Below are 21,292 nucleotides of genomic sequence, written 5' to 3' on the forward strand. Positions count from 1 at the left end.
GAGCACACCGCATGACGGAGCCGACGACGCCCCGCCCGGCCGCCGCGCCGCTGGTCCGACCCGTCCGCTACGTGGCCCTCGGCGACTCCATGACCGAGGGCGTGGGCGACCCCGACCCCGCGCGCCCCAACGGGGTGCGCGGCTGGGCCGACCTCGTGGCCGAGCAGCTGACCGCGGTCCACCCGGACACCCGCTACGCGAACCTCGCGGTCCGGGGACGGCTGCTCCGCGGGATCGTGGAAGAGCAGCTGGAGGCGTGCCTGGCCCTGCAGCCGACCCTGGTGAGCCTCTACGCCGGCGGCAACGACCTGCTGCGACCCCGGGCGGACGTGGACGCGCTCATGGGGGTCTACGAGCAGGCGGTCGCCCGGCTGCGGGCCTCCGGCGCCCAGGTGGTGCTGTTCACGGCCTTCGACCCCGGCCGGGACGCCCCCACGTCCTGGACCCGTCCCCGCCAGGCGCTCTACAACGAGCACGTCCGGGAGATCGCCGACCGGCACGGCTGCCTGGTCCTCGACTACTGGCGGATGCGCACCCTGCAGGACTGGCGCTACTGGGCGGTGGACCGGCTGCACATGTCGACCGCGGGGCACACCCACGTGGCCGCCCGGATGCTCGAGCTGCTGGGCGTGGACCACACCCTGGAGCTCCCGCCCACGGACCGGCTGCCGCTCACCGCGAGCCCGGGCGTGCTGACGGAGGACCTCCGCTGGGCCCGCGAGTACCTGCTGCCCTGGATCGGGCGGCGGCTGCGCGGGACCTCCTCCGGGGACACGGTCACCGCCCGCCACCCCGGGTACACGACCCTGCTCCCGCGTCCGGTGCTCCCCGCCGGCCCCGCGCCCCGCACCGGGGCGGCGGCCCCCGCCCCGTGCGGCTGACCGGGGAGTTCCCCGGTTTGCGGGGGTCGGGGGAGCCGGTAGACTGACCCGAAGCTGGTCACACCTGACGTCAGGTTGCGGGGAAGTCCGTCCGGGCCTAGACTTCAAGGCTGTCGTGTGGTGGAGTCCACCTTCCGGCACCTTGATCTTCACCGTCTTCATCGTGGCGAGGCCTTCGCCGGTTCCGGCCGCGGGCCTTACGAGAGGGCCCGGTTGGCGAACGGTGGCAATTCTGAAGGTGGCGGGACGCCCGTTGCCGCAGCTGAGTGATCAACTGCGGCACCCACTGCGTGCCGTCATTTCGTCAACATTGGAGGAGAACACTATGGCAGCGCACTGCCAGGTGACCGGAGCTCAGCCGGGCTTTGGGCACAGCATTTCGCACTCGCACCGCCGTACCAAGCGCCGGTTCGACCCGAACATCCAGAAGAAGCGCTACTGGGTGCCGTCGCTGCGCCGCAGCGTGACGCTCAACGTCAGCGCCAAGGGCATCAAGGTCATCGACGCCCGCGGCATCGACGCCGTCGTGACCGACATGATCGCACGTGGGGAGAAGATCTAGCATGGCCAAGGACAAGGACGTTCGTCCCATCATCAAGCTGAAGTCCACCGCCGGCACCGGTTTCACCTACGTGACCCGCAAGAACCGCCGCAACGACCCGGACCGCATGGTGCTCAAGAAGTACGACCCGGTCGTCCGCAAGCACGTCGATTTCCGCGAGGAGCGCTGAATCCATGGCCAAGAAGTCCAAGATCGCCAAGAACGAGCAGCGCAAGGTCGTCGTCGAGCGCTACGCCGCGAAGCGTGCCGAGCTCAAGAAGACCCTCGTCGACGAGAACGCCACCGACGAGGCCCGCGAGGAGGCCCGCCTGGGCCTGCAGAAGCTGCCCCGCGACGCCTCCCCGGTCCGCCTGCGCAACCGGGACCAGATCGACGGCCGCCCCCGCGGCACCCTCCAGAAGTTCGGCATCTCCCGCGTCCGTTTCCGCGACATGGCTCACCGCGGCGAACTGCCCGGCATCTCCAAGTCCAGCTGGTAATTTCTGACGCAGGAGCGCGATCGGTCCCCCGTGCCGCGCTTCCCCACGACCCCAAGTCCAGGAGGACATGAACATGGCTAAGAACCGCAGTGAACTCGTCGCAGAGGTCGCCGAGAAGGCCGGTACCACCAACGCCGCCGTCAACGGCGTCCTGGACGCGATGTTCCAGGTCTTCGAGGAGTCCGTCTCCGCCGGTGAGAAGATCACCATCCCGGGCTGGCTGGCCGTCGAGCGCACCGATCGTGCCGCCCGCACGGGCCGCAACCCGCAGACCGGCGAGACCATCGAGATCCCGGCCGGCCACGGCGTCAAGCTGACCGCTGGTTCCAAGCTCAAGGCGGCCGTGTCCAAGAAGTAGGGACACTCGCGGCTCCGCTCCGGACCGCGTCCCACCGCTTCGTCCGAAGGGGCGGCCCCCATGCGGGGGCCGCCCCTTCGGCGTCCCCGGACCGTCCGGTCGGCGTACCGGACTCCCGCGCCGGCGGGGCCGCGGTCCCGGGCGCGACCCGCCCGGCGCCGCAAGGGGTGCGGTGCCGGAGCGGGTCAGGCGCTGGAACGGGTCAGGCGCTGGAACGGTTCGGACGCTGTGGCGGGCTCGCTGCCGGAACGGGGCGAGTGCCGCAATTGGCCCGGCTCCGGGGGCGGCGCGCATAATGGGGGCACCGGACCGAGCGGCCGGCGACGAGACGGGAGGTGGAGGCGTGAGCCCACGTGCACGGCGCCTCGCCCGCGGCTGGGCCGGAGCGGCCATCGCCACCTCCGCCGCCGCCCTCTCCCACGCGGCCGCCGGTGGGCAGGCCCCACCCGCGCTGCTCGTGCTCCTGTCCCTGGCCCTGTCCGGGCCCCTGTGCATGGCCCTGGCCGGCCGGGTGCTCTCCCGGTCGTCCCTGCTGGTGGGCGTGCTGCTCAGCCAGTCCGTCCTGCACGCCCTGTTCGCAGGCTCAGACGGTGTCAGCACCGTGGCCCACGCCGCCCACCTCTCCGGGCACCACGGCGCCGCCGGCAGCTCGCCCGGCGCGGGACCCGCCCTCGTGCTGGAGGTCCAGTCCCACGCCGAGCACGGCGGGGCCGTGATGCTCGTCTCCCACGTGCTGGCCGCGCTGGCCGCCTACGTGCTCATGCGCCACGGCGAGGTCGCGGCCGTGGTGCTGCTGGAGGCGTTCCGGCTGCGGGTGCGCCGGTGGCGGCAGGTCCTGTCCGCTCCCGTGGTCGTCGGCCGGCCGCGGGCCGTGCGGGCCGGGCGCCCGCACGTGCTGACCGACCAGTCCCTGCTGCGCCCGGTGCGCTCCCATCGCGGGCCGCCGCGCGCCCGCCGTCGACCCCTGCTGCCGGTCCTCCTCCCGGGACCCACCTCGCTGCCCGCCGGCTGAGCCGGCCGACCGCGGGGCGCCGCCCGGGTGACGGGCCCCGGCGGGACGTCCGACGGCCCGTGCACGCCGTCCGGCCGTTCCGGCCCGGCGGCCCCGGCCCACCGCCGCCCGGCCCACGAGGAGACCTCATGCGCACGTCCACCACCCGACGCACCGCGACCCTGCTGGCCGCTGGTGCTCTCACCCTCCTGCCCGTCCTGCCCGCCTCCGCGCACGACGAGCTCACCGCCGTCTCGCCGGAGCCCGGATCCGTCCTGGCCACCGCGCCGGAAGAGCTCGAGCTCACCTTCTCCGGGGAGGTCATGGACATCGGCCACCAGATCCTGGTCACCGACTCCGAGGGGCGCTCCGTGACGGACGGCCCGCTCGAGCCGGAGGGCAACCGGGTGGTCCAGCCGCTGGCCGGGTCCGGGACGGAGGACGAGACCTACCGCGTGGTCTGGCGGGTCGTCTCCAGCGACGGGCACCCCATCGAGGGGACCTTCACCTACGACGTCGGCTCCGGCGACGAGCCCACGGCGGACCCGAGCGCCCCGGTGGAGGACACCGCCGACCGCGCCCAGGACGCCGCCGACCGCACCTCGTCCGGGGACGTCCCGCTCTGGGCCGTCGCCGTCGTGGGCGGGGCCGTGGCCCTCGGCGTGCTCGGCCTGGTGAGCCTCGTCTCCCGCCGGCGCCGCCGGAGCTGAACCGACCGGGATCGCCCCCGGGCCCACACCGTCCGATCCGCCGGCCGCCGCCGGGCCGTCGCCGCGCCCCGCGGCCGCCGTCGCGCACCCTTCTGCACACCGTCCCAGGCTGCACACCATTCCAGGAGCCACCATGCCCATCTCCATGCCCATCTCCATGCCCCCATCCGTGCCCAGCTCCGTGTCCACCGCACTGCTGCGCACCACCACCGTCCTCGCCCTCGGCGCCGTCGCGCTCACGGGGTGCGCGTCCTCCGCGCAGGAGGCCGCACCGGCCACCGGGTCCACGTCCGTCTCCGGCGGCCCGTCCCCGCACGACGCCGGGGACACCGCCGCGCAGGGGCCGCTCACCGTGGAGCGGGCCTGGGCGAAGGCGGGCTCCGCCGGAGCCATGACCGGGGTCTTCGGCACCCTCGTCAACGAGGGCGACGCCCCGGTCGTGCTCACCGGCGCGGCCGCCGAGGACGCCGCCGGGGCGGTCGAGCTGCACGAGACCGTGCTCGACCCCGACACCGGCAGCACGGTCATGCAACGGATGCAGGACCCGGTCAGCATCGCCCCGGGGGAGTCCTACGCTCTCGAGCCCGGGGCGGACCACATCATGCTCCTGGACCTGCGCTGCGACCTGCGCGCCGGGGACGAGGTCGACCTCGTGCTGCGCTTCGAGGACGGGACGGAGCAGACAGTCACGGCGGCCATCCGCGACTACGCCGGCGCGCAGGAGGAGTACGACCCGGGCGAGAGCCACGGTGAGGGCAACGACGAGGGCCACGACGAGGGCCACGCGACCGGGAGCGGGACGGGGCCGTCCTCCGACGCCACGCCCGCGGCGGACCTGCCGGGCTGCCGTGGGTGAGCCCCGCGGCGTGAACCGGAGGCGCCTGCTCGTGGCGGGCGGCGTCGCCGGCGTCGGAGCCGCCTCGGCCCTGGGCCTGGAGTCGGCCCGCCGGACCGGTGCCCTCGACCCGGCGCCGCAGGAGGGTCCCCGGCGGGCGCAGCAGAGGCATGGGCAGGCCACAGTGCCCTTCCACGGCCCCCGCCAGGCCGGGGTGGCCACCGCGCCCCAGGCGTTCGCCGCGTTCGTGGCGCTGGACCTCCACCGGGGCACCACCCGGGACGCGGTGCGGCGGCTGCTGCGGGTGCTCTCCGAGGACGCCGCCGCCCTGACCCGGGGCCGGGCACCGATCGCGGACCAGGAGCCGTGGCTCGCCGAGAACCCGGCGCGGCTCACGGTCACCTTCGGCTTCGGGCCGCGGCTGCTCCGACTGGTCGCCCCGGACCGCGCACCGGCCTGGCTGCGGCCCCTGCCGGCGTTCTCGATCGACCGGCTCGAGGAGCGGTGGAGCGACGGCGACCTGCTGCTGCAGATCTGCGCCGACGACCGGCTCACCGTCTCGCACGCCCAACGGGTGCTGCTCAAGGCCGCCCGCTCCTTCGCCGCCGTGCGCTGGGTGCAGGACGGGTTCCGGCACACGGTGGGCTCGGTCCCCGACGGGCAGAGCATGCGCAACCTCTTCGGCCAGGTGGACGGCACCGTCAACCCCCGGGGCGGCAGCGAGGAGTACGAGCGGGTGGTCCACGGCCACGGCGGCTTCGCGCCGTGGATCCAGGACGGCGCCGCCCTCGTCGTCCGCCGAATCGCCATGAACCTGGACACCTGGGACGAGGCGGACACCCCGGCCCGCGAGGACGCCGTGGGGCGGCGCCTGAGCGACGGCGCCCCGCTGACCGGGGGCGCCGAGCACGACGAGCCCGACCTCGAGGCGCGAGGGCCGCTGGGCTTCCCCGTCATCGCGGACTACGCCCACGTGCGCCGCTCCCGCTCGGAGGACCCCCTGGAGCGGATCCACCGGCGGGTCTACAACTACGACCTGCCCGTCGCGGACGCCTCGGGCTCGCGGGGCCGGGGCGCGACCGCCGGAGGGATCAGCGACGCGGGAATGGTCTTCGCGGCCTACTGCTCGGACGTCGACCGCCAGTTCGTCCCGATCCAGCGCCGGCTGGACGAGCTCGACATGCTCAACGCCTGGACCACGCCGGTCGGGTCCGCGGTCTTCGCCGTGCCACCGGGCTGCGCCGAGGGCGGGTTCGTGGGGGACGGGCTCTTCGCGGACTGAGGCCCGTCCGTGTGGGCTCCGGCACACGCGCACGGGCCCGTGCGCGCGGAGGGGGACAATGGAGACGGGCCGCCCTGTCGTCGTGGGGCGGATGAAGGAGACTGACCATGAGTTCGAGGACGGCCGAGCGCGCCGACCACGGCACCGCAGCCCGGCCGGGCCGCCGGGGGATCGACCCCTGGTGGCTCGCCGCCGTGCCCGTCGTGGCCCTCACGGCGCTCGTCCTGGCGATGCTGTGGACCGGGTCGGGCGCGGCCCGGCTCGCGGCCGACCCGGGGGCGCTGGTCCGCTGGGGGCTGCCCGCCGCCGAGCTCGTGCACAACGGCGCGCTGGTGGTGGTCATGGGCGCCCTGCTGTTCGCGGTGGGGATCGTGCCCAGCACCCGCGACGCGCGCCGCCGGGGCGACCGGGCCCCGGCGCCCGAGCACCCGCTCTTCAGCTCCACGATGCGCCTCGCCGAGGCCGCGGCCGTGGTCTGGACGGTGGCCGCCGTGGCCGTGCTCGTCCTGTCCTACTCCGATGTCGCGGGCGTGCCCGTGGGCGGGGACGGAACCTACACCCAGCAGCTGCTGCACTACACCACGGACATCCCGACGGGGCAGGCGCAGGCGGCGATCGTCGTGGTGGCCGCCGTCGTCACCACCCTGGTCTTCGGGGTCCGGGCGCTGCTCGGGCTGCTGCTGACCCTGGCCCTGTCCTGCGCCGCCCTCGTCGCGATGGCCCTCAACGGGCACTCCGCCGGCGGCGAGGACCACATGGGCGCCGTCAACTCCCTGGGCCTGCACCTGCTGGGCGTGGGGCTGTGGACCGGAGGGCTCGCGGTGCTCGCCTGGCTCTCCCCGCAGCTGAGCGCCCCGGACGCCGGCACCGGGACCCTGCCCGAGGGGGCCGCGCGGGGCCGAGGGCCGGCCGCGGCGCGGAGGCGCGTGCCGATCGCGGCCGTGGTGCTGCGCCGGTTCTCCGCGGTCGCCCTCGGCGCCTTCTTCCTCGTGCTCCTCTCCGGGACGGTCAACGCGGCCGTGCGCATCGGCTCCTGGGACCAGCTCTTCAGCGGCTACGGGGGGCTCGTGCTCGTCAAGGCCGTGCTGACGCTGGGCCTGGGCCTCGCCGGCCTCGCCCACCGCCGGTGGCTGGTCCCCGCCCTCGAGGCCGGCCGGCTCACGGCCCGCCGCGCCGTGTGGCAGCTGGTGCTGGGTGAGCTGCTGCTCATGGGCGCCGTCATGGGCGTCGCGGTGGCCCTGTCCCGGACGGCCCCGCCGGTGCCCGAGGAACTGGCCCCGGACGCCTCCCCGGCGCTGATCCTCACCTGGTACGAGCTGCCGCCCGAGCCCACCGCGGCCTCGTGGGTCACCACGTGGCGCATCGACTGGCTGTGGCTCGCGGTCTGCGTGTTCCTCGCGGTCGTCTACCTGTGGGCGTTCGTGCGCGTGCGCCGGCGCCGGGACTCCTGGTCCGTGCTGCGCACCCTCTCGTGGCTCACCGGGCTCGGGGTGCTGTTCTACATCACCTCGGGCGGGTTCGCCGTCTACGGCCGGGTCCTGTTCTCGGCGCACATGGTCGAGCACATGGCGCTGACCATGGTCGTGCCGATCTTCCTGGTCCTGGGCGCGCCGGTCACCCTGCTGCTCAAGGCCCTGGAGTCCCGCCCGGACGGCACCCGCGGGCCCCGCGAGTGGATCCTGCGGCTCGTCCACTCCGGGTTCGGCAAGGTCGTGACCCACCCGATCTTCGCGGCCGTGAACTTCGCCGGCTCCATCGTGGTCTTCTACTTCACCCCGCTGTTCCACTTCACCCTGCACTACCACGTGGGCCACGTGTTCATGGTCGTGCACTTCCTGATCACCGGGTACCTGTTCATGCTCGTGCTGATCGGGGTGGACCCCATCCCGTACCGCCCCGGCCACATGATGCGGCTCGTCCTGCTGCTGGCCACGATGGTCTACCACGCCTTCGTGGGGGTGGCCCTCATGGGCTCCGACACCCTGCTGCAGGCCTCCTGGTTCGGCAACACCGGCCGGGACTGGGGGCGCACGGCGATCGAGGACCAGCAGCTCGGCGGGGCCCTCATGTGGGGGATCGGCGAGTTCCCCACGGTCGTCGTCGCCGTCGTCGTCGCGATCATGTGGGCGATCGAGGGCACCAAGGAGAACCGCCGTGCGGACCGCAAGGCCGACCGCACGGACGACGCCGAGCTCAAGGCCTACAACGAGATGATGTCCGGGCTCGCGGAGCGCGACGACCGCGCTGCCCGGCGCTGACCCCCGGCCGTCCGCTCCGTCCCGATCCTGCCCGCCCCGCCCCGCTCCGCTCCGTCCCGATTCCGCTTGCTTCGCCCCGCTCCGTCCCGTCCCGAAAGGATCCCCCTCCATGCGCCTCACCTCCCGCGTCCGCGCCTCCGAGCTGCAGGGCCGCGCCTGGCTCAACACCGGCGGCCAGGACCTCGACCTGGCCGCGCTGCGCGGCAAGGTCGTGGTGCTGGACTTCTGGTCCTTCTGCTGCATCAACTGCCTGCACGTGCTCGACGAGCTGCGGCCCCTCGAGGAGCGCTTCTCCGACGTCCTGGTCACGGTGGGCGTGCACTCCCCGAAGTTCGAGCACGAGGCCGACCCGGACGCGCTCGCGGCCGCGGTGGACCGCTACGAGGTCCAGCACCCCGTGCTCGACGACCCCGAGCTGACCACGTGGGACGCGTACACGGCCCGGGCCTGGCCCACGCTCGTGGTCGTGGACCCGGAGGGCTACATCGTGGCGCACCTCTCGGGGGAGGGCCACGTCCAGGGTCTCGTCTCCCTCGTGGAGGAGCTCGTGGCCGAGCACGAGGCCCGGGGCACCCTGCACCGCGGCGACGGGCCGTACGTGCCGCGGCCCGCACCCGAGGGGGACCTCCGGTTCCCGGGCAAGGTGCTGCCGCTGCCGGACGGCTCGTTCCTCGTCTCCGACACGGGCCACCACCGCCTCGTCCAGCTCGACAACGACCTCGAGACCGTCCGGCGGGTGATCGGCGCGGGGAAGGGCCACGCGGACGGGGACCCGGGGACCGCGCGCTTCACCGAGCCCCAGGGGCTCACGCTGCTGCCCGAGGAGGTGCGCGCGGCGGCCGGCTACGACGTGGTCGTGGCCGACTCGGTCAACCACCGGCTCCGCGGCCTGGACCTCGCCACCGGGGAGGTGCGCACGGTGGCCGGCAACGGGGTGCAGCGGCTCCTCGACGAGGAGCGCGCCCGCGGGGCGGAGCCCAACCACATCGACCCCGCCGCCGATCCGCTGGACGTGGCCCTCTCCTCCCCGTGGGACGTCGTGTGGTCCGCCCGGGCCGACCTGCTCATCGTGGCCATGGCGGGCACCCACCAGCTGTTCTCGTTCGACCCGCGGACCGGACGGCTCGCCGTGCTCGCCGGCACCGGGGACGAGGGGCTCAAGGACGGGCCCTCCGCCGAGGCGTGGTTCGCGCAGTCCTCGGGGCTCGCGGAGGACTCCGCGGGCAACGTGTGGGTCGCCGACTCGGAGACCTCGGCCCTGCGCGTGCTCCGGTTCGACGACGACGGGGCCGTCGCCGTCGAGACCGCCGTGGGCGAGGGGCTCTTCGACTTCGGCTTCCGCGACGGCGACGCCGGCCAGGCGCGCCTGCAGCACTGCCTGGGCGTGACCCAGCTGCCCGACGGGTCGGTGGCCGTGGCGGACACCTACAACGGCGCCGTGCGCCACTACGACCCCCGGACCGGCCAGGTGGCCACCCTGGCCCGCGGTCTGGCCGAGCCCTCCGACGTGCTGCTGGACGTCTCGGGGGAGGAGCCGCTGCTCGTCGTCGTCGAGGCCAACGCCCACCGTCTGGTGCGCGTGCCGATCCCGGCCGCCGCGCAGCGCGTCGACGAGGGGGCGTCGCGGACCCAGCGGGCGCGCACGAAGCTCGCCCCGGGGGCGCTCGGGATCGAGGTGCGCTTCGCGGCGCCGACCGGGCAGAAGCTCGACGACCGGTGGGGCGATCCGACGCAGCTGAAGATCTCGTCCTCGCCCGAGGAGGCGCTCGTCGAGGGTGCGGGCACGGCCCAGGGCCTGCGCCGGCAGCTCGTGCTGGCGGACGGCGTCACCGAGGGCGTCCTGCACATCACGGCGCGCGCCGCGGCGTGCGACGGCGAGCCGGGCGGGGAGATCCCGGACCACGCGGCGTGCCACCTCTACCAGCAGGACTGGGGCATCCCCTTCGTGCTGGACGCCGAGGGGGATGCCGAACTGGTCCTGGACCTGCGCGGCGTGAACTGAGCGTCGTGACCTGAGCGGCGTCGACCGGGCGGCACCCCGCGCGCCGGGTTCAGTCGCGCGGGGTGACCCGCACGGTCGAGCCGTCGATGGCGAGGTCGGCGGCGACCTCGAACGGCACGGTCCGCTCGAGCCGTTCGACGTCCCCGGTGAACAGGTCGAGGGAGTCGAACGCGATCCGGGCCGTGCCCCGTGCGGGCTCCAGGGCCCAGCCCCCGCCGCCCTTCGAGCCCACGACGATCTCCGGGTCCGGATAGGACTCGATCGTCCACTCCACGTCCCCCGCGACCCGGCCGTCGAACTCGAAGGAGAACGGGCAGCCGGAGGGGAAGAGGGCGCTCTGCTCGGCACAGCCGTCGAGGTGCTCCTTCAGCTGCCGGTCCACCTCCTGCTCGAGGGCCTCGGTCGGCCGGGCCTCCAGGACGATCTCCGCCTGTTGGCCCGGGTCGGTGAGCACGGCGCGCACCGGCTCGGCAGCCACGAGCTCGGACGTGTAGGAGGCCGTGTAGACGCCCGGGAAGAACGCGGAGAACTCCCCGGAGGACTCCGGCAGGGCCACGGACATGCCGTTCATGTCCACCGAGGTCGCTCCCGGCAGGCTGACCGTGACCGTGGGCAGCGGCGTCTCGTCGAACGCCCACACGGTGAAGAAGCCCCACTGCGTGTCCACGGGGTGCAGGGCGAACTCGGAGCTGCGCCGCTCGCCGTCGAGGGTGTAGTCCGCGCGCACTACGGCCCGCTCGCCGTCGTCCGAGACGGTGGAGACCTCGAGGTCCTCGAGCTCCTCGGCCGAGGCCTCCAGCGGGTCGCCGTCGAGCATCGCCGCGTTGGCGTCCGGGACGCGGGCGTTGAGCAGGCCCAGGGCCTCGCCCCCGTCCCCGTCCCGCAGGTCCTCGAAGTACGCCCGCACGTCCGTCTCCGGGCCGTACATGTATTTGTTGACCAGGGCGATGGTGACGGCGGCGGCCGCCACGCCGAGCAGGACGAGGAACAGCCAGGCCCCGAGGGCCTTGAGCACGCGGACGTTGGACTCCATCCGATCACGCTAACCGATCGGCTCCCGGCCTGCGCGTGCACCGGGCCGGGCGGGACCGTCCGGAAGGCACAGGCCGCCCCGGACGGGTACGCTACGTGCCGCACCCCTTCCTCTTCCCGAACCTGGGCCCGAGCCCGAGCGCGAGCCGAAGCCCGAGCCCGAGTCCGAGCCCCCGAGCCCCCGAGCCCAAGCCGAAGCCCGAGCCCGAGCCCGAGCTCAAGCCCGTTCCCGTTCCCGTCTGGAGCTGACTCCCCATGGCCGACTCCGTCCGGCAGGTCCCCGAGAAGTACGGTCCCGTCCGCGCCGTGCTGCGCCCGCGGCTGGGCTCCTACGGCCGGCGCCTGCTCTCCTGTCTGGGCCCGCTGCTGCTGGTCGCGGTGCTCGTGCTGTTCCTCTGGGCGCGGCGGCCGGCGCCCGGCATCGCGGTGGTGGTGCTCACGCTCGTGCTCCTGGCCGGCGCCGCGTGCTGGGTCCGGCTGCGCCCCGTGCTGGTCGTCCGCACGGACAGCCACGTCCTGCGCTCCCGCACCGTGGGCTTCGCCGCGACCCCGCTCGAGGAGGTCGAGCACGTCGTCACGGTCGGCGCCCTGCACCGGGCGTCCGGCGCCGCGCGCCCGGCCGCCCGCCCCCACCTGTGGGCCGCGGGCCGCTCGGGCCGCCGGGTCCTGGGTCTCGACGGCGCGGTGTGGGACGCCCGCGCCCTCGAGGACGTCGCCGTGGCGCTGGGCGTGCCCCGCACCCATCTCGAGCGCGCGACGGCGCGGGAGGCCGCCGCCCGCTGGCCCCGGCTCGTGCCGTGGGGGCTCCGGCACCCGCGGCTGCGCTCCGCCGCGACCTCCGCAGGGCTGCTCGCCGTCCTCGGCCTCGTGGCCTGGTTCTCGCTCGGCCTGCCGGGCACCGGCTGACCGCCGGGGCACCGGCCGAACCCGGGGCACTGGCTGAGCCCGGGGCGCCACCGGGGCGCCGGCCGATCCCGGGGCACTGGCCGGGCCGGGCGCGCCGGATGAGCACGGGGGCACTGGCCGAGCCCGGGACACCGGATGACCCCCGTGCACCGGCTGAGCCCGGTGCGCCGGCTGCGCCCCCGCCCCGCCCAGGATCCAGCTCCGGCGCAGCGGCCCGCACGTGCGGGAGCCCGCCGCCCCGACAACGGGCGGCGGGCTCCTCGAGCACCGGGTGGAGCGGTCCGTGCTCAGCCGGCGGTGGCCAGCTCCTGACGGGCCCGCTCGATCTCGGCCTTGCGCTCCTCGACGGCCTCGCGGGTCAGCTCGGCGCCGGCCTCCGCGTCCCGGGTCAGGTTCTCCCCGGTCTCGGGGTCGAAGACGTGCATCCGGCGGGTGTCGACCCAGATCCGGCCCTTCGCCCCGCCGCGGATGCGGGAGGTGGCGTCCAGCTCCACGACGATCTGCGGGTGCATCTCGTCCCCGTCCAGGTCCTGCGCCAGCTCGTCGAGCTTCGCCTTGACCGCGGGGTCCTGCTCGTAGTTGATGTAGCCGTACTGCTCGTTGCCCATCCACTCCGTGTGGGTGAACTCGGCGTCGAAGGTCGTGCCGCGGGAGACCTTCGCCTCGTCCACGAACTTGGCGTCCTCGAAGTGCTCCGGGCGCAGACCGAGCAGCACGATCGACCCGTCCGTGGGCAGTTTGCCCTTCGCCTGGTCCGGCACGGGGAAGTCGCCCAGCGGGGTGTCGAACACGTCGCCCTTCACGTGCGCCGGGAGGAAGTTCATCGACGGCGAGCCGATGAACCCCGCCACGAACAGGTTGGCCGGCTGCTCGTAGAGCTCCCGGGGCGAGGCGATCTGCTGCAGGATGCCCTTCTTGAGCACGGCCACCCGGTCGCCGAGGGTCATGGCCTCCGTCTGGTCGTGGGTCACGTAGACCGACGTGATGCCCATCCGCCGCTGGAGCTGGGCGATCTCGGTGCGCATCTGCCCGCGCAGCTTCGCGTCCAGGTTGGACAGCGGCTCGTCGAACAGGAACGCGTCGGCGTCCCGCACGATCGCCCGGCCCATCGCCACACGCTGGCGCTGGCCGCCGGAGAGGTTGGCCGGCTTGCGCTCGAGGTGCTCGTCGAGGTCCAGGGTCGACGAGGCGTGACGCACCTTCCGGTCGATCTCCTCGTCGGAGAACTTGCCCTTGGACAGCCGCAGCGGGAACGCGATGTTCTCGTACACGGTCAGGTGGGGGTAGAGCGCGTAGTTCTGGAACACCATGGAGAGGTTGCGCTCGCGCGGCTCCTTCTCGTTGACGCGCTGCCCGTTGATGAGGAGGTCCCCGGAGGTGATGTCCTCGAGGCCCACGATCATCCGCAGCAGCGTGGACTTGCCGCAGCCGGAGGGTCCCACGAGGATGAGGAACTCGCCGTCGGCGATGTCGATGGACACGTCGTTGACGGCCGGGAAGCCGTCGCCGTACTTCTTGACGAGATGGTTGAGGGTGATGGATGCCATCTGGAACTCAGTCCTTCGGTCGGTTCGGGAAGATGCGAGAGGCGGGACGGGCTCAGCCCTTGACCGCGCCCTGGGTGAGTCCGGAGACGATCTGGCGCTGGAACAGCAGCACCAGCAGCACCACCGGGATGGTGACGACGATGGCCGCCGCGGAGATCGCGCCCGCCGGGTCCTGGAACTGCGAGGCGCCGGTGAAGAACGCCAGCGCCGCGGGGACGGGCCGGGCCGCCTCGGTGGAGGTGAGACCGATGCCGTAGACGAAGTCGTTCCACGCGATGAAGAACGCGATGATCGCGGTGGTGAAGACGCCGGGAAGGGCCAGCGGCACGATCACCTTGCGGAACGCCTGCCACGTGGTGGCGCCGTCCACCTGGGCGGCCCGCTCGAGGTCCCACGGGATCTGCTGGAAGAACGCCGTCAGGGTCCAGATCGAGATCGGCAGGGTCAGCGAGAGGTAGGGGATGATCAGGCCGGGCCAGGTGTCGTACAGCCCGATCTGGCGCCACAGGTTGAACAGCGGGGTCACGATCGAGACGACCGGGAACATGGACACGGCCAGCGCGACTGTCAGGATCATCTTCTTGCCCGGGAAGTCCAGGCGGGCGATCGCATAGGCGCACAGCGTGGCCAGGACCACGGCGATGGCCGTGGCGATCAGGCAGATGCCGATCGAGTTGATCAGCGACGGCACGAACAGGTCGCGGGCCGAGCCCACGAAGATCGCGGCGTAGTTCTCACCGACCCACTGCGTGGGCAGGAACTTCCCGGACGTCAGGTCCGCGGGCGTCTTGAAGGACGTCATGAGGATCGAGAGGACAGGGAACAGGGCGTAGATCAGGACCAGGACCGAGACGACGGCCCAGCCGACCTTCTGCTTGGTGGACATGGGCGGTTACCTTCCCTTCCCGGCGCCGGCGAGGTCGACCTTGAACACCTTGATGGCGAGGAAGGCGATCAGCAGCACGCAGACGAACAGGATCACGGAGATCGCGGAGCCGAGCCCGATCTCCAGACGGCCGATGGAGGTGCGGTAGGCGAGCAGGGACAGCGTCTCCGTGCCGTACTGGCCCTGGGTCATGATGAAGATGTTGTCGAAGATGCGGAACGCGTCCAGAGCACGGAACACGACGGCCACCATGATCGCGGCCTTCATGTTGGGCAGGATCACCCGGGACATCCGCTGCCACCAGCTGGCGCCGTCCACCCGGGCGGCCTCGGTGTACTCGCTCGGCACCTGGGCCAGGCCGGAGAGCAGCAGCAGCGAGATGAACGGCGTGGTCTTCCAGATCTCGGAGGCCATGATCACGAACAGGGCCGACCAGGTGTTGGAGAACCAGTTGAAGTCCGGGCCGATGCCCGGCACCCAGTCGAACCAGTTGTTGATGTAGCCGGTCGTGATGTCGAACGCGTAGAACCAGGCGAAGGCCGAGACCACGGTGATGATGCCGTAGGGCACCAGGATCGCGGTGCGCAGCAGTCCGCGGGTGTTGCGGATCGCGTTGTTCATCACGAGGGCCAGGGCGAAGCCCAGGACGAGCTCGACGACGACGGTGACCACCGTGATGAGCACCGTCACGCCCAGGTCCCGCCAGAACACCTGGTCGGAGAGGACCGTGGCGTAGTTGCCGAGGAAGACGAACTCCTTGTTCCCCGGGTCGGTGAGCCGAAACGAGAAGAGGGAGTCCCACAGCGCCTGCAGGATCGGGTACATGGTGACGAGGAGCATCACGATGAACGCCGGCCCGGCGAGCATCCAGCCGAGCTTGCGCTCCGACCGGGCCCGGTCGGACATCAGCGGCTTCGCGCTGCGGCGCCCCGTCACGGGCGCGGGCGCGGCCTCCCGGGGGCCGGTGCCGGGAGCGTTGGGGTTGACGACGGTGCTCATAGCAGCTGGTCTCCCTTCAGGACGGCCTCGATGAACGCGGAGGTCTCACGGGGCGTGTTCTCGGTGACGGACGCGGGCGGCGTCCACTCCTGCTGGATGGCGGTGGAGACCTCGTTGTAGTAGGGGGTCTGCGGACGTGGGGCCGCCTGGTCGAGGGACTCACGGATGGTCTCGTACATCGGGAAGGCCTCCCGGACCTCCGGGTCCTCGTAGGCGGCCTCGGACGCCGCCGGGTTGCCGTTGCTCACGAAGTAGTACGCCTGGTTCTCGGGCTGGACGATGCACTCCACGGCCTCCCACGCCAGCTCCTGGTGCTCGGACGTGGCGCCCACGCCCAGGTTGATCCCGCCCAGCGGCGGAGCGGAGGGCTGGTCCTCGTCCACCCGGGGCCACAGGGCCCACCCGATGTCCTCGAACATGGACTGCTCCACGGTCCCCTCCTCCACGGCCGCGGCGGTGGCGGCGTAGATGAAGGGCCAGTTGACCATGAAGGAGCCGTCGTCGGACTGGAACTGGTTCATGGAGGCGCCCTCGTCCGCGGTCGGCAGGCCCGGCCCGCCGAGCCCGTCGCGGCCGATGGTGCCGACGATGTCGGCGGCCTTCCGCGCGGCGTCCGAATCCATGCCGATCACGATCTCGTCGGCCGGCGCCTCCGGGTTCTCGATGATCTCGCCGCCGGCGGACTTGATCAGGCCGTTGACCCAGACAGTCATCGACTCCGCCGACGTGCCCTGCACCCCCAGGTACTTGTCCTGCTCCCGGGCGGCGTCCATGATCTGCTTCCAGGTCACCGGCTCGTCCATGTTCAGACCGGCGGCCTCCGCCACGGACTCCCGGTACCAGAGCAGCTGCGTGTTGGCCCAGAACGGCACCGAGACCAGCTCGTCCTTCCACATGGCACCCTCGAGCGGGCCCGCCAGGACGTCCTGGGTGGTGGCCTCCTCGACATCCCCCGGCACGGGGGAGAGGAAGCCCGGCTCGGACAGCTCGGGGATGAAGGGCGGGTCCAGGCTCATGATGTCCATCGAGGTGTCCCCGGCGGCCAGGCGCCGGGCGAGCTGCTCGCGCTGCGACGCGGCGTCGCGCGGGAGCAGCGAGGTCTCGATGTTGTACCGGCCGTCGGACTCCTCGGAGCACTGCTGGGCGAGCTCCGCCTGGCCGCCGGCGTCGGGGTTGATGTACCAGGTCAGGGTCGGGGTGGCGCCTGCGTCGGCGTCACCGCACCCCGTCATGAGCAGGGCGCCCACGGCACCGAGCGCGGCGGCGGCGCTGAGCCGTCGCCTGCCCGGTGCCCTGTGGGGGTGTGAGGTGGTGGTCAACGGTCTGTTCCTCCCCTTCGGCGATGTGGCGGTCCGCGTGGGACGTCGAAGGGATCCTGTGGGACCCGGTCGGCGGGACGATCGGCTTCGGGTGCTGCCGGTCGACCACTCCTGCGCGGAGCTTTCAGTCTATGAGTGGTCTACCTCACAGGCCAGTAACCTGACTGTTTGCATCAGTGTGCCCCGGCGTGTCCCGGTGTGTCCGGCGGGTCGGGCGCGTCCGGAGCCGGCCCGGCGTCGGGCCTCAGGAGAGCAGCAGGGCCACGACCGCCATGGTCAGCATGGCGACCACGGTGGTGACGAGCACCGTGTCGCGGCACAGCTGCTCGGCGCGGCCGTAGCGCACGGCCGCGATGTAGATGTTCTGGGCGGTGGGCAGGGCCGCCATGACCACCACGGAGTAGAGCAGGTGCCCGTCCAGGCCCAGGACGAAGCGGGCGAAGAGGAAGGCCAGCCCCGGGTGGAGCAGGAGCTTCAGCGCGCTGGCCAGGACCACGTCCCGGCGCGGCGACCCGCCGCGCCGCAGCGGGGAGGCGCCCACCAGGGAGATCCCGAAGGCCATCAGCATCGCCGGGATGGAGGCCCCGGCCACCAGCTCCACGGGCTCGTACACCACCTCCGGCAGCCGCCAGCCGGTCACCGCGAAGAGGATCCCCAGCCCCGAGCCCACGATCATCGGGTTGGTGACCACGTTGCCCAGGACGCTGCCCGGGCTCGGGCGGCGGCCGTCGGTGAGGGTGTCCATGATCGTGAGGTAGACGGGGGTGTTCAGCGCCAGCTGGAACAGGATGACGGGCACCACCATGGTCGCGTCCCCGAGCACGAACACGGCGATCGGGATGCCGAGGTTGGCGGAGTTCACCTGGGAGGCGGCCTGGGCGCCCATCAGCGTGGTGGCCGCGTCGCGGTGCAGCGCCCACCGGGCGATCCCGGCGTAGACGAGGGCGGTGGCCACCGCCGAGACCGCGGCGACCAGCAGGGGGGCGGAGAGGATCCGGGCGATGTCGGCCTCGGAGATGGTGAGGAACAGCAGCGGCGGGCTGGCCACGTAGAAGGCGAACTTGCTCAGCACCAGCTGCCCCTGCGGGCCCAGCACACCCCGCCGGCCCACGGCGTAGCCCGTCAGGATGATGACCCACACGATGAAGAAGCCCGAGAACACTCCGGCCACGGGACCCTCCCTCGCGCTGCTGCGGGTCCGCGTCCGCGGGCCCCTACAGTTCTATCCCATCGCCGGGTCCGTCCCGTTGCCGGTTCCGTCCCGCCGCCGTTTCCGTCCTTCGGCCGGCCCGTCCGCGGTCGGGCCGGGACGGGTCAGGCCGCGGGCAGGTCGGCGCGGGCGTCGGCGAGGGGCCGGGAGTGCGGGGGGCGCGCGACGCCGTCGAGCATCGCCTCGGCGGGGTCCGTCCCGAGCTCGACGATCCGGTTGTCCGCGTCCACGTGGACCACCGACGGCACGTGGGCGCGGGCCTCGGCGTCGTCCATCTGCGCGTAGCTGATGAGGATGACGAGGTCCCCGGGGTGCACGAGGTGGGCGGCGGCGCCGTTGATCCCGACGACGCCCGAGCCGCGCTCGCCGGCGATCGTGTAGGTTTCCAGCCGGGCGCCGTTGGTGACGTCCACGATCGAGACGAGCTCGCCGGGGAGGATGTCGGCGGCGTCGAGGAGGTCCTGGTCGACGGTGACGGAGCCGACGTAGTGGAGGTCGGCCTGGGTCACGACGGCACGGTGGATCTTGGCCTTGAACATGGTGCGCAGCATGACGGGAGAGGGGCTCCTCGTGAGCAGGGTGCGGATGATGGCGCAGGACCCGGGTGGTCGTCCGGGCGCTCGCCGCCCCGGTGCAGGTCGGGGAGCGGGGCGCGGCAACATCCTACCGCGCGGTCCCCGAAGACGGCGAACGCCCCGGCCGGGTGGGCTCGGGGCGTTCGGTGCGAGAGCGGCTGACGGGAATCGAACCCGCGTATCAGGCTTGGGAAGCGTGCGCTCTACCATTGAGCTACAGCCGCGCATCCGTGGGTCGTCCGGCGCGTGCACCGGACGAGGACATCCCACACTCTACACCACCCGCGGCGGCGGGGCCGGTCGCGGCGCGGACCGGCCCCGCCGGCCGTGCGATACCTTGGGGACCGTGCTGATCTCTGACCGCGACATCCGGCGGGAGCTCGACGGCGGCCGGGTCGTCCTCGAGCCCTACGAGCCCGCCCTGATCCAGCCCGCGAGCATCGACGTGCGGCTGGACCGCTGGTTCCGGCTCTTCGACAACCACAAGTACGCGCACATCGACCCGTCCGTGGAGCAGCCCGGGCTCACGCGCCTCGTGGAGGTCGACCCGGACGAGGCCTTCGTGCTCCACCCGGGGGAGTTCGTGCTCGGCTCCACCTACGAGAAGGTGACCCTCCCGGACGACATCGCCGCCCGCCTCGAGGGGAAGTCCTCGCTGGGGCGCCTGGGGCTGCTGACCCACTCCACGGCGGGGTTCATCGACCCGGGCTTCTCGGGGCACGTCACGCTCGAGCTGTCCAACATGGCCACGCTGCCCATCAAGCTGTGGCCGGGCTCCAAGGTGGGGCAGCTGTGCTTCTTCCGGCTCTCCTCGCCCGCGGAGCACCCGTACGGGGACGGTACCTACGCCAACCGGTACCAGGGGCAGCGCGGTCCCACGGCGTCCCGCAGCCACCTCGGGTTCTCCCGCACCCGCATCTGAGGGCCCGCAGCCGAGGATCCGTCTCCGGGGGCCCGCACCCGAGGAGCTGCTATCCCGCGTGCTCCCCGGACGGCGGGGCGGCGGTCGGCGCCGCCGAGGTCTTCGGGTCGCGCGCTCGCAGCAGCAGGAGCAGGCCGGCGCCGATCACCAGGAGGATCCCGAGGATCCCCCAGCGCTGCGCGCCGAGCACGGAGACGAACACCGCGAACAGGGTGGGCGCCAGGAAGCTCACGGCCCGGCCCGTGGTGGCGTAGAGGCCGAACAGGGCACCCTCCTCGCCGGTCCGCGTGAGCCGGCCGAGGAACGTGCGGGAGGCCGACTGTGCGGGGCCCACGAACAGGCACAGCAGCAGCCCGCAGACCCAGAACGCGGCCGTGCCCTCGAGGACGAGCAGCGGCGCCCCGGCGAGCAGGATGCCGACGAGGGAGGCCACGATGACGCGCTTGGGCCCCACCCGGTCGTCGAGCCGGCCGCCCACGAGGGCGCCCACCCCGGCGGCCACGTTGCCGACGATCGCGAAGACGATGACCTCGCTCAGGGTGAAGCCGAACGTGCCGGCCGCGATGACGCCGCCGAAGGTGAACACCGCGTTGAGCCCGTCCCGGAACACCGCGGAGGAGAGCAGGAACCACAGCGTCTGCGGGGCGTCCCGGTACAGCCCCCGCAGGGTCTGCCACAGCTGGCGGTAGGAGCGGGCCACGGACGGGCGCGGGCCCCGCCGGGTCGGGCGGATCTCGGGCACCACCAGCAGGACGGGGATCGAGAACAGTGCGATCCACAGCCCCGAGAACAGGGCCACGGCCCGCACGTTGAGGGCGTCCTCCTCCGGGAGGCCGAGCAGACCCGGGGTGATGAACCCGAAGAGCACGATCGCCAGGGCCACGATCCCGCCGAAGTAGCCCATCGCCCAGCCCTGGCCGCTCACCCGCCCGATGTGCTCGCGGCCCGCGATCCCCGGCAGCATCGCGTTGTAGTTGACCACCGCGAACTCGTCGAAGACGTTGGCCAGCGCGAGCAGCCCCACGCCGAGGTAGAGGTACGGCTGCTCGGGATAGACCAGGAAGCACAGGGCAGTGAGCAGCGCCGTCAGCATCGTGTTGATCCCGAGCCACAGCTTGCGCCGGCCCGCGCCGTCGCTGCGCTGTCCCACCACGGGGGCCAGCAGGGCGACGACGACGCCGGCGGCGCCGATCCCGTAGCCCAGCACCTCCGAGGCGTGGTCCTCCCCGCCGAACGGGGCGCTCGTGAGGTAGACCGTGAACACGAACGTGGTCATCACGGCGTTGAAGGCGGCGGAGCCGGCGTCCCACAGGCTCCACGCCCACACGTGCGAGCGGCGGGGCGCGAACGGTGTCGCGGGAAGGGCCGGTGAGGGGGCCGGGGGGCCGGGGGGCGTGGCGTCCATGGCTGTCATGCTAGGCCCGAGGCACCCGGCCGGGGCGCCGGCCTCGCCGACGCCGGCCCCGGAACCCGGGTCCCGCTGCCCAGCCAACCGGCCGGGAACGTGCAGCATGCGCGCAGGTACCACGGGGAGGCGA

At 72.9% G+C, this 21,292-nt stretch carries 21 protein-coding genes and 1 tRNA gene; 13 read left to right on the plus strand and 9 right to left on the minus strand.

Annotated elements, in window-relative coordinates:
* The first annotated feature begins 11 nt into the window (after window positions 1-11).
* From Q0817_RS13060 to Q0817_RS13110, 11 genes are all read left to right on the plus strand, one after another.
* Window positions 12-881, plus strand: coding sequence for an SGNH/GDSL hydrolase family protein (locus tag Q0817_RS13060; protein WP_298588773.1), 870 nt, complete (start codon window positions 12-14; stop codon window positions 879-881).
* Window positions 882-1,206: 325 nt separating this feature from the next.
* On the plus strand, window positions 1,207-1,443 hold the full coding sequence (rpmB, locus tag Q0817_RS13065) for a 50S ribosomal protein L28 (protein WP_047804470.1): 237 nt from the start codon (window positions 1,207-1,209) through the stop codon (window positions 1,441-1,443).
* Window position 1,444: 1 nt separating this feature from the next.
* A complete protein-coding gene (gene rpmG, locus Q0817_RS13070; protein WP_017832642.1) occupies window positions 1,445-1,612 on the plus strand; it encodes a 50S ribosomal protein L33 in 168 nt (55 codons plus the stop codon).
* Between the two features lie 4 nt (window positions 1,613-1,616).
* Window positions 1,617-1,922, plus strand: a complete 306-nt coding sequence (gene rpsN / locus Q0817_RS13075; RefSeq protein WP_058873832.1) for a 30S ribosomal protein S14 — start codon at window positions 1,617-1,619, stop codon at window positions 1,920-1,922.
* A gap of 73 nt (window positions 1,923-1,995) precedes the next feature.
* Window positions 1,996-2,280 (plus strand): HU family DNA-binding protein, encoded by a 285-nt coding sequence (locus Q0817_RS13080; RefSeq protein ID WP_031282576.1) that lies wholly within the window; start codon window positions 1,996-1,998, stop codon window positions 2,278-2,280.
* A gap of 343 nt (window positions 2,281-2,623) precedes the next feature.
* Window positions 2,624-3,292 (plus strand): hypothetical protein, encoded by a 669-nt coding sequence (locus Q0817_RS13085; protein WP_298588794.1) that lies wholly within the window; start codon window positions 2,624-2,626, stop codon window positions 3,290-3,292.
* 128 nt (window positions 3,293-3,420) lie between these two features.
* Window positions 3,421-3,981 carry a copper resistance protein CopC gene (locus tag Q0817_RS13090; RefSeq protein WP_298588797.1) on the plus strand — a complete coding sequence of 187 codons (561 nt, stop codon included), beginning with the start codon at window positions 3,421-3,423 and terminating at the stop codon, window positions 3,979-3,981.
* Window positions 3,982-4,114: 133 nt separating this feature from the next.
* On the plus strand, window positions 4,115-4,837 hold the full coding sequence (locus Q0817_RS13095) for a copper chaperone PCu(A)C (protein WP_298588800.1): 723 nt from the start codon (window positions 4,115-4,117) through the stop codon (window positions 4,835-4,837).
* A 10-nt stretch (window positions 4,838-4,847) separates the two neighbouring features.
* Window positions 4,848-6,098 carry a Dyp-type peroxidase gene (locus Q0817_RS13100; protein WP_298588803.1) on the plus strand — a complete coding sequence of 417 codons (1,251 nt, stop codon included), beginning with the start codon at window positions 4,848-4,850 and terminating at the stop codon, window positions 6,096-6,098.
* Window positions 6,099-6,205: 107 nt separating this feature from the next.
* A complete protein-coding gene (locus Q0817_RS13105) occupies window positions 6,206-8,356 on the plus strand; it encodes a cytochrome c oxidase assembly protein (protein ID WP_298588806.1) in 2,151 nt (716 codons plus the stop codon).
* 109 nt (window positions 8,357-8,465) lie between these two features.
* A complete protein-coding gene (locus tag Q0817_RS13110) occupies window positions 8,466-10,358 on the plus strand; it encodes an NHL domain-containing thioredoxin family protein (protein ID WP_298588809.1) in 1,893 nt (630 codons plus the stop codon).
* A gap of 49 nt (window positions 10,359-10,407) precedes the next feature.
* Here Q0817_RS13110 and Q0817_RS13115 read toward each other — a convergent pair whose 3' ends face one another.
* Complete coding sequence (locus tag Q0817_RS13115) at window positions 10,408-11,391, minus strand: hypothetical protein (RefSeq protein ID WP_298588812.1); 984 nt, start codon at window positions 11,389-11,391, stop codon at window positions 10,408-10,410.
* A gap of 254 nt (window positions 11,392-11,645) precedes the next feature.
* Between Q0817_RS13115 and Q0817_RS13120 the strand changes: the two genes are divergently transcribed.
* A complete protein-coding gene (locus tag Q0817_RS13120; RefSeq protein ID WP_298588814.1) occupies window positions 11,646-12,296 on the plus strand; it encodes a hypothetical protein in 651 nt (216 codons plus the stop codon).
* 287 nt (window positions 12,297-12,583) lie between these two features.
* Here Q0817_RS13120 and ugpC read toward each other — a convergent pair whose 3' ends face one another.
* The 7 genes from ugpC to Q0817_RS13155 all read right to left on the minus strand — a co-directional run bounded on the left by ugpC (window position 12,584) and on the right by Q0817_RS13155 (window position 19,056).
* Window positions 12,584-13,843, minus strand: coding sequence for an ABC transporter ATP-binding protein (ugpC, locus tag Q0817_RS13125; RefSeq protein WP_298588817.1), 1,260 nt, complete (start codon window positions 13,841-13,843; stop codon window positions 12,584-12,586).
* A gap of 52 nt (window positions 13,844-13,895) precedes the next feature.
* Complete coding sequence (locus Q0817_RS13130; protein WP_298588820.1) at window positions 13,896-14,729, minus strand: carbohydrate ABC transporter permease; 834 nt, start codon at window positions 14,727-14,729, stop codon at window positions 13,896-13,898.
* 6 nt (window positions 14,730-14,735) lie between these two features.
* Window positions 14,736-15,728 carry a carbohydrate ABC transporter permease gene (locus tag Q0817_RS13135; protein WP_298588823.1) on the minus strand — a complete coding sequence of 331 codons (993 nt, stop codon included), beginning with the start codon at window positions 15,726-15,728 and terminating at the stop codon, window positions 14,736-14,738.
* Window positions 15,725-17,047 carry an extracellular solute-binding protein gene (locus Q0817_RS13140; protein ID WP_298588826.1) on the minus strand — a complete coding sequence of 441 codons (1,323 nt, stop codon included), beginning with the start codon at window positions 17,045-17,047 and terminating at the stop codon, window positions 15,725-15,727. Before Q0817_RS13140 ends, Q0817_RS13135 begins: the two co-directional genes overlap by 4 nt.
* Window positions 17,048-17,291: 244 nt before the next feature.
* Window positions 17,292-18,218, minus strand: coding sequence for an AEC family transporter (locus tag Q0817_RS13145; RefSeq protein WP_298588829.1), 927 nt, complete (start codon window positions 18,216-18,218; stop codon window positions 17,292-17,294).
* Between the two features lie 143 nt (window positions 18,219-18,361).
* On the minus strand, window positions 18,362-18,808 hold the full coding sequence (gene panD, locus Q0817_RS13150) for an aspartate 1-decarboxylase (protein ID WP_298588832.1): 447 nt from the start codon (window positions 18,806-18,808) through the stop codon (window positions 18,362-18,364).
* A 177-nt stretch (window positions 18,809-18,985) separates the two neighbouring features.
* Window positions 18,986-19,056, minus strand: a tRNA-Gly gene (locus tag Q0817_RS13155).
* A 122-nt stretch (window positions 19,057-19,178) separates the two neighbouring features.
* Here Q0817_RS13155 and dcd point away from each other — a divergent pair.
* Window positions 19,179-19,754, plus strand: coding sequence for a dCTP deaminase (gene dcd, locus Q0817_RS13160; protein ID WP_298588836.1), 576 nt, complete (start codon window positions 19,179-19,181; stop codon window positions 19,752-19,754).
* 49 nt (window positions 19,755-19,803) lie between these two features.
* Here dcd and Q0817_RS13165 read toward each other — a convergent pair whose 3' ends face one another.
* Window positions 19,804-21,159, minus strand: a complete 1,356-nt coding sequence (locus tag Q0817_RS13165; RefSeq protein ID WP_298588838.1) for an MFS transporter — start codon at window positions 21,157-21,159, stop codon at window positions 19,804-19,806.
* Window positions 21,160-21,292 lie beyond the last annotated feature (133 nt).

It is taken from the genome of uncultured Kocuria sp. (assembly GCF_947500125.1).
Classification (GTDB): domain Bacteria; phylum Actinomycetota; class Actinomycetes; order Actinomycetales; family Micrococcaceae; genus Kocuria.